This is a genomic window from Stenotrophomonas sp. Steno-Z10-BAI, from assembly GCF_056393115.1.
Genome location: NZ_JBWJOZ010000009.1, coordinates 122,942 through 129,662 on the forward strand (window position 1 = coordinate 122,942; position 6,721 = coordinate 129,662).

Consider the following 6,721-nt stretch of genomic DNA (forward strand, 5'->3'; position numbering starts at 1 on the left):
CTCCGTCCCTGTTACTGTCTGGTCGCATGAGCACCTACCACCTGCAAGCCGTCTTCCGCCCGCAGTCGGTCGCCGTGATCGGCGGCAGCCCGCGTGAACGCTCCGCCGGCCGCGCGGTAATGCGCAATCTGCGCGACACCGGCTTCCCCGGCAACGTGGCCTGGATCAATCCGCGTTACAGCGAGATCGATGGCATCCGCACCGTGAAGCGGCTCAAGGATCTGGACTGGGTGCCGGAGCTGGTGGTCATCACCGCCCCGGCCAGCATCGTGCCGCAGGTGGTGGCCACCGCCGCCGAGCGCGGTGTCAGCGCGGCGATCATCCTCACTGCCAACCTGGGCGAAGGCCCGGGCTCGCTGGCCGCGCAGGTGGAGGCGGCGGCACGGCCCAAGGGTCTGCGCATTCTGGGCCCGCACTGCCTGGGCGTGATCGCCCCGCATGCGCGCTTGAACGCCAGCATCGCCGCGCACTTCCCGCAGGCCGGTGACCTGGCCTTGATCTCCGAATCCAGCGCGATTGCCGCGGCCCTGGTGGAGTGGGGCGTGGCGCGCTCGGTCGGTTTCTCCGCCGTGGTTTCGCTCGGCGACACCCTGGATGTCGACTTCGGCGACCTGCTGGATTACTTCGCCACCGATTACCGCACCCGCGCGATCCTGCTGTACGTCGAGCACATCCGCGATGCGCGCAAGTTCATGTCGGCCGCGCGTGCCGCTGCGCGCGCCAAGCCGGTGGTGGTGGTCAAATCCGGCCGCCACATCCGCATCAATCCCGATGCCGATACCCACGTGCAGGCGCTGGCCAGCGCCGATGCGGTCTACGGGGCGGCATTCAACCGCGCGGGCCTGCTGCGCGTCAGCGCGCTGGATGAGCTGTTCACCGCGGCCGAAACACTGGGCCGGCTCGGCACCTTCCCCGGGCGTCGCCTGGCGATCCTGAGCAACGGCGGCGGGGTGGGGCGGCTGGCGGTGGACCAGCTGCTGGCCCTGCGCGGCAGCCTGGCCGAGCTGTCGCCGGCCACCGTCGCACAACTCGATGCGGTGCTGCCGCAGGGCTGGTCGCGCAGCAATCCGGTCGACATCGTGGTCGATGCCGACGGCGACCGTTACGCCGCGGCGATCGAAGCGCTGATGTCCGATACCGAGAACGACGCGGTATTGGTGGTCAACGTGCCGACCGCGTTCACCTCCTCGGCCGATGCCGCGCGGGCGCTGACCCGCACGCTCGGCCTGCGCCCGCGCCACCATCGCGACAAGCCGGTGTTCGCGGTGTGGCTGGGCAACGACGATCGTGCCACGGCCACGCTCAATGCCGCGCGCGTGCCGACCTACCCGACCGAAGCCGAGGCGGTCCGCGGCTTCCAGCATCTGGTGCGCTACCGCGACGCGCAGGCCGCGTTGATGGAAACCCCGCCCAGCCTGCCCGAGGATTTCGTGGTCGATACCGCCGGTGCCCGCGCGCTGGTGGAGGCCGCACTTGCCGCCGGCCAGCAGTGGCTGGACCCGATCGCCACCCACCAGCTGCTCAGCGCCTACGGCATTCCGTCCGCGCCGGTGATGCAGGCCCGTGATGCCCACGAGGCGATGGACCTGGCCCAGCCGCTGCTGGAGCAGGGCGCCACCGTCGCGATCAAAGTGTTCTCGGCCGATATCCCGCACAAGTCCGATGTGGATGGCGTGCGCTTGAACCTCAGTACCCTGCAATCCGTGCATGCGGCGGCGACCTCGATCATCGCGCGCGCGCACGAAAAGCGACCCGATGCGCGCATCGATGGCGTGCTGGTGCAGCCGACCATCGTGCGGCCCAAGGCGCGCGAGTTGATCGCGGGTATCGCCGACGACCCGACCTTCGGCCCGGTGATCGTGTTCGGCCGTGGCGGCACCGCGGTCGAAGTCATCGACGACAAGGCGATCGCCCTGCCACCGCTGGACCTGCGCCTGTCGCACGAACTGATCGGGCGCACGCGCGTGTCGCGCATCCTGAAGGCCTACCGCGATGTCCCGGCCGCCGACGAACGCGCGGTCGCGCTGATCCTGGTCAAGCTGGCCCAGCTCGCCGCCGACATTCCCGAGATCCGCACGCTCGACATCAATCCGCTGCTCGCCGACCGCGACGGGGTGATCGCACTCGATTCGCGCGTGGCGATCGAACCCTCGCGCAAGCTGCACAAGGGCCGCGGCCATCCGCGCTTCGCGGTGTTCCCGTATCCCAAGGAATGGGAGCGCACCATTACCCTGTCCGACGGCGCCCCCGCCTTCGTGCGACCGGTCCGCCCCGAGGACGACGCGCTGTTCCGCGCCTTCTTTGCGCGCGTTACCGATGACGACCTGCGCCTGCGCTTCTTCCAGTCGGTGAAGCATTTCAGCCACGAGTTCATCGCGCGCCTGACCCAGCTCGACTACGCGCGCTCCATCGCGCTGGTGGCGATCGATCCGCGCAGCGGCGACATGCTCGGTGCGGTGCGGCTGCATGCCGATGCAGACTACGACCGTGGCGAGTACGGCATCCTGATCCGCTCCGACCTCAAGGGCCACGGCATCGGCTGGCGGTTGATGGCGATCATGATCGAGTACGCGCAGTGGCTCGGCCTGAACATCATCGAAGGCCAGGTGCTGCGCGAGAACAGCACCATGCTGGCGATGTGCCAGAGCCTGGGCTTCAAGACCCGGCTCGACCCGGACGATTCGACGGTGATGGTGGTGACCCTGCCGGTGCAGGATGTGCAGGTGCCGCAGGCGCCCGATCCTGCAACGCACTGAGCCGATCGCGGTACGGCGCGGGCACGTGGGCGGGGCGACAATACGGCATGACTGATCGTATCCCCCTGCTGCTGCTCCCCGGCCTGCTCAACGACGCTGAACTCTGGCGCGCGCAGATCGCCGACCTGTCCGATATCGCCGCGTGCATCGTCGGCGACCAGACCCGCGGCGAGACGATGCAGGCGGTGGTCGAGGACGTGCTGGCGCAGGCACCGGCGCGTTTCGCCCTGGCCGGTTTTTCACTGGGCGGCTTCGTGGCGCAGGCGATCCTGCGCACCGCGCCGGAGCGGGTGCTGCGGCTGGCCCTGGTCGATACCTCGATCCATGCCGACTCGCCCGAGCGCGCCAAGCAACGCCAGACCCAGCGGGCCAGCGTACGCCTGCCCGGGAAATTCCACGGCTTCGGCGACACCCTGATGCGCAGCTACATCGATGCCTCGCGGCTGGATGACTACGTGCTGGTGCAGCGCGTGCGCGACATGACCGCGCGGCTGGGTGCGGACGTATTCCTGCGCCAGAGCGCATTGGACCGGGTGGATGGCCATGACGTGCTGGCCGGGTACCGCGATCCGCTGTTGATCGTATGCGGTGCGAACGATCGCATCACCCCGCTGGCGATCAGCGAGGCGATGCACGCGCTGGTGCCGGATTCAACCCTGGTGGTGCTGCCCGATTGCGGCCATCTGGCCCCGATGGAGAAGCCCGACGAAGTCAGCGCGGCAATGCGGGACTGGTTGCTCCGGTAGCTGCCGGCCGGCGGCCGGTACGCACCATCCCGCGCCCGACCAGCGGTCGGGCGCTGTCCATCAATCCCAGGCCGGTGCGATCCCTTCAGGGTTCGCCAGGCGATGCCCGCGATCCAGCGTGGCGATCTGCGCCATGTCCTCATCGCTCAAGCGCAGTTCCGCAGCCAGCAGATTGCCGGCGAGGTTGTCACGCTTGGTCGAAGACGGAATGACCGCAAAGCCCTGCTGCAACGCCCACGCCAGCGCGACCTGGGCCGGGGTGGCCTGGTGGCGCGCGGCGATGGCCTGGATGACCGGGTCCTTGGGCACTTCGCCGTAGGCCAGACTCATGTAGGCGGTGACATGGATGCCCTGTTCCTTCAGGAACGCGATCAACGCGCGGTTCTGCAGGTAAGGGTGGACTTCGATCTGGTTGGTGGCGATCGCGTCGGCACCCAGGATCTCGATCGCCTGGCGGGTCTGGGCGATGGTGAAGTTGGAGATGCCGATCTGGCGGGTCAGGCCCTGCGACTTGGCCTCGGCCAGTGCACCGAGATACTCGGCCATCGGCACCGCGTCCTTCGGCGACGGCCAGTGGATCAGGGTCAGCTCGACATGGTCGGTGCGCAGCTTGCGCAGGCTCTCGCGCAGGCTCTCCAGCAGCGCGTCGTGGTGGAAGTTGGCGATCCAGATCTTGGTGGTGAGGAACAGATCATCGCGCGCCACGCCGGACTCGGCGATGGCCTGACCGACCTCGGCTTCGTTCTCGTAGATCTGCGCGGTATCGATGGCGCGGTAGCCGACGTCCAGTGCGTTGCGCACCGAGTCGATCACGGTCTGGCCCTTCAGGCGGAAGGTGCCGAGGCCGAAGGCGGGAATGCTCATGGAAACTCCTTCATGGGGGTGAGGTGCAGGCTACGCCGTGCACCGTAAAGCGACGTAGAGCCGACCGTGGGTCGGCTGCGGTTGCGTGATACGAATCGTGGGTCGGCTGTTGTCGCGTACTGCCGACCGTCGGTCCGCTGCCGGGAGCGATCAATGCGCACTCACGGCGATGCCTTCGGCGCGGTCGGCAACCCCATCGCGGCGGTCCAGGCGGCCACTCCATGCGGTCAGGCCGAAGGCGCCCATCACCACCAGCGCGCCCAGCCACGGGGTGTGCATCAGGCCGAAGTGATCGACCACCAGGCCACCCAGCGAAGCACCGAGCGCGATGCCGACGTTGAACGCGGCGATGTTCAGGCCCGAGGCCACATCGGCGGCCTGCGGGGCGAACCGCTGTGCCTGCTTGACCACGTATACCTGCAGCCCGGGCACGTTGCCGAACGCCACCGCGCCCAGCGCCAGCACGGTCAGCAGCACCAGCCAGGTGTTGTAAGCAGTGAAGGTGAGCGCGAACAGCACCGCGGCCAGCAACGCGAAGATCAGCTTCAGCGCCGGGATCGGGCCGCGGCGGTCGGCCAGGCGGCCGCCCCACAGGTTGCCGATCGCCACCGACACGCCATAGACCAGCAGCACGCCACTGACCGCATTGGCCGAGAAACCGGTCACGTCCTGCAGGATCGAGGCCAGGTAGGTGAAGGACAGGAAGGTGCCGCCGTAACCGAGCGCGGTGATCGCATACACCAGCAGCAGGCGCGGCTGCGCGAGCACGGCGAGCTGCTGGCCAAAGGTGGCCGGTGCGCTGCGCTGCAGGTTGCGCGGGACGAAGAGCAGGCTGCCGATCAGCGCGATCACACCGAGCCCGGCCACGGCCAGGAAGGTGGCGCGCCAGCCCAGGTGCTGGCCGATGAAGGTACCCAGCGGCACGCCGGTGACCAGCGCCACGGTGAGGCCGGTGAACATGATCGCGATCGCGCTGGCGGCTTTTTCCTTGGGCACCACCGAGGTGGCGATGATCGAGCCGATCGAGAAGAACACACCATGCGCCAGGCCGGTCAGCACGCGCGCCACGATCAGCGAGCCATAGCCCGGGGCCATCCAGGCGATCACGTTGCCCAGGGTGAACAGCAGCATCAGCGCGACCAGCAGGGTCTTGCGCGGCACGCGCCCGGTCAGCGCGGTAAGCACCGGTGCACCGACCGCCACGCCCAGCGCATACAGCGAAACCAGCAGGCCGGCCGAGGGCAGGGTGACGCCGAGGTCGGCGGCGATGGTCGGGATCAGCCCGACGATGACGAATTCAGTCGTGCCGATGGCGTACGCACCCAGCGTCAACGCCAGCAAGGCCAAGGGGATACCACGGGACATGGACGGATACCGGTGGGGAGCAAGGCTGCGCAGTCTGCGCGCCGTACTCTTGCGGAAAAAGCGGCCTTCACGCCAATCACTGTTGCCCCATGGTCAATAATGGGCCCCTTCCGCCCGGCCGCCGCCATGAAAACCACCCTCGATGAGATGCAGGCCTTCATCGCGGTGATCGACAGCGGGTCGATCACCGCCGCCGCCGAACAGCTTGGCCAGACCACGTCCGGTGTCAGCCGGGCACTGGGCCGGCTGGAGGAGAAACTCGGCACCACGCTGTTGACCCGCACCACCCGTCGCCTGCAGCTGACCGAGGAAGGCGACGCCTTCCTGGCCCAGGCCCGCGCAATCGTGGCCTCGGTGGAAGCGGCCGAGGAGCAGATCGCCGCCCGGCGTCAACGCCCGGCCGGGCGCCTGCGTGTGGATGCGGCGATGCCGTTCGTGCTGCACGTGATCGCCCCGCTGGTGGCGAGCTACCGCGCGCGCTATCCCGAGGTGGCGCTGGAGCTCAACAGCAGCGAGCGCTACATCGATCTGCTGGAGCGGCGCACCGATGTGGCCATCCGGATCGGGCCACTGGCCGATTCCACCCTGCATGCACGGCCGCTGGCGCACAGCCGCCTGCGCGTGATGGCCAGCCCAGCCTACCTGCAGCAGCACGGCACCCCGCGCGACGTCGCGGCACTGGGCACGCACACCCTGCTGGGCTTCAACGAGCCCGATTCACTCAATCACTGGCCGCTGCCCGGCGCGACCGACGCGCTGCTGCACGTGCGCCCGGCGGTGGCGGTCTCCAGCGGCGAAACGCTGCGCCGGCTCGCGCTGGAAGGGGTGGGCATCGTCTGCCTGTCCGACTTCATGACCCACCGCGACCGCGAAGCCGGCACCCTGGTGCAGCTGTTGCCGGACCTCACCGTGGAGGTCCGCCAGCCGATCCACGCCGTGTACTACCGCAACACGGCAGTCTCGGCGCGGATCAGCTCGTTCCTGGATCAC

The 6,721-nt window shown here is 68.7% G+C and carries 5 protein-coding genes; 3 read left to right on the top strand and 2 right to left on the bottom strand.

Features of this window, described 5'->3' with window-relative positions; translation table 11 throughout:
- The first annotated feature begins 26 nt into the window (after window positions 1–26).
- Window positions 27–2,756, top strand: a complete 2,730-nt coding sequence (locus AC06E9_RS18330; protein WP_121040850.1) for a bifunctional acetate--CoA ligase family protein/GNAT family N-acetyltransferase — start codon at window positions 27–29, stop codon at window positions 2,754–2,756.
- A gap of 47 nt (window positions 2,757–2,803) precedes the next feature.
- On the top strand, window positions 2,804–3,502 hold the full coding sequence (locus AC06E9_RS18335) for an alpha/beta fold hydrolase (RefSeq protein WP_478056565.1): 699 nt from the start codon (window positions 2,804–2,806) through the stop codon (window positions 3,500–3,502).
- A gap of 60 nt (window positions 3,503–3,562) precedes the next feature.
- Here AC06E9_RS18335 and dkgB read toward each other — a convergent pair whose 3' ends face one another.
- Together dkgB and AC06E9_RS18345 are read right to left on the bottom strand one after the other, a co-directional pair.
- Window positions 3,563–4,366: a 2,5-didehydrogluconate reductase DkgB gene (gene dkgB, locus AC06E9_RS18340; protein WP_478056566.1), complete on the bottom strand. Its 804-nt coding sequence runs from the start codon at window positions 4,364–4,366 to the stop codon at window positions 3,563–3,565.
- A gap of 150 nt (window positions 4,367–4,516) precedes the next feature.
- A complete protein-coding gene (locus AC06E9_RS18345; RefSeq protein WP_121040844.1) occupies window positions 4,517–5,731 on the bottom strand; it encodes an MFS transporter in 1,215 nt (404 codons plus the stop codon).
- Window positions 5,732–5,857: 126 nt separating this feature from the next.
- On the opposite strand from AC06E9_RS18345, the gene AC06E9_RS18350 reads away from it, so the two are divergent.
- On the top strand, window positions 5,858–6,721 hold an 864-nt coding region (locus AC06E9_RS18350), incomplete at its 3' end, for a LysR substrate-binding domain-containing protein (protein WP_478056567.1).

Coding starts and splice junctions, on each gene's coding strand:
- AC06E9_RS18330 (WP_121040850.1), top strand. CDS start 27: ATGAGCACCTACCACCTGCAAGCCGTCTTCCGCCCGCAGTCGGTCGCC.
- AC06E9_RS18335 (WP_478056565.1), top strand. CDS start 2,804: ATGACTGATCGTATCCCCCTGCTGCTGCTCCCCGGCCTGCTCAACGAC.
- dkgB (WP_478056566.1), bottom strand. CDS start 4,366: ATGAGCATTCCCGCCTTCGGCCTCGGCACCTTCCGCCTGAAGGGCCAG.
- AC06E9_RS18345 (WP_121040844.1), bottom strand. CDS start 5,731: ATGTCCCGTGGTATCCCCTTGGCCTTGCTGGCGTTGACGCTGGGTGCG.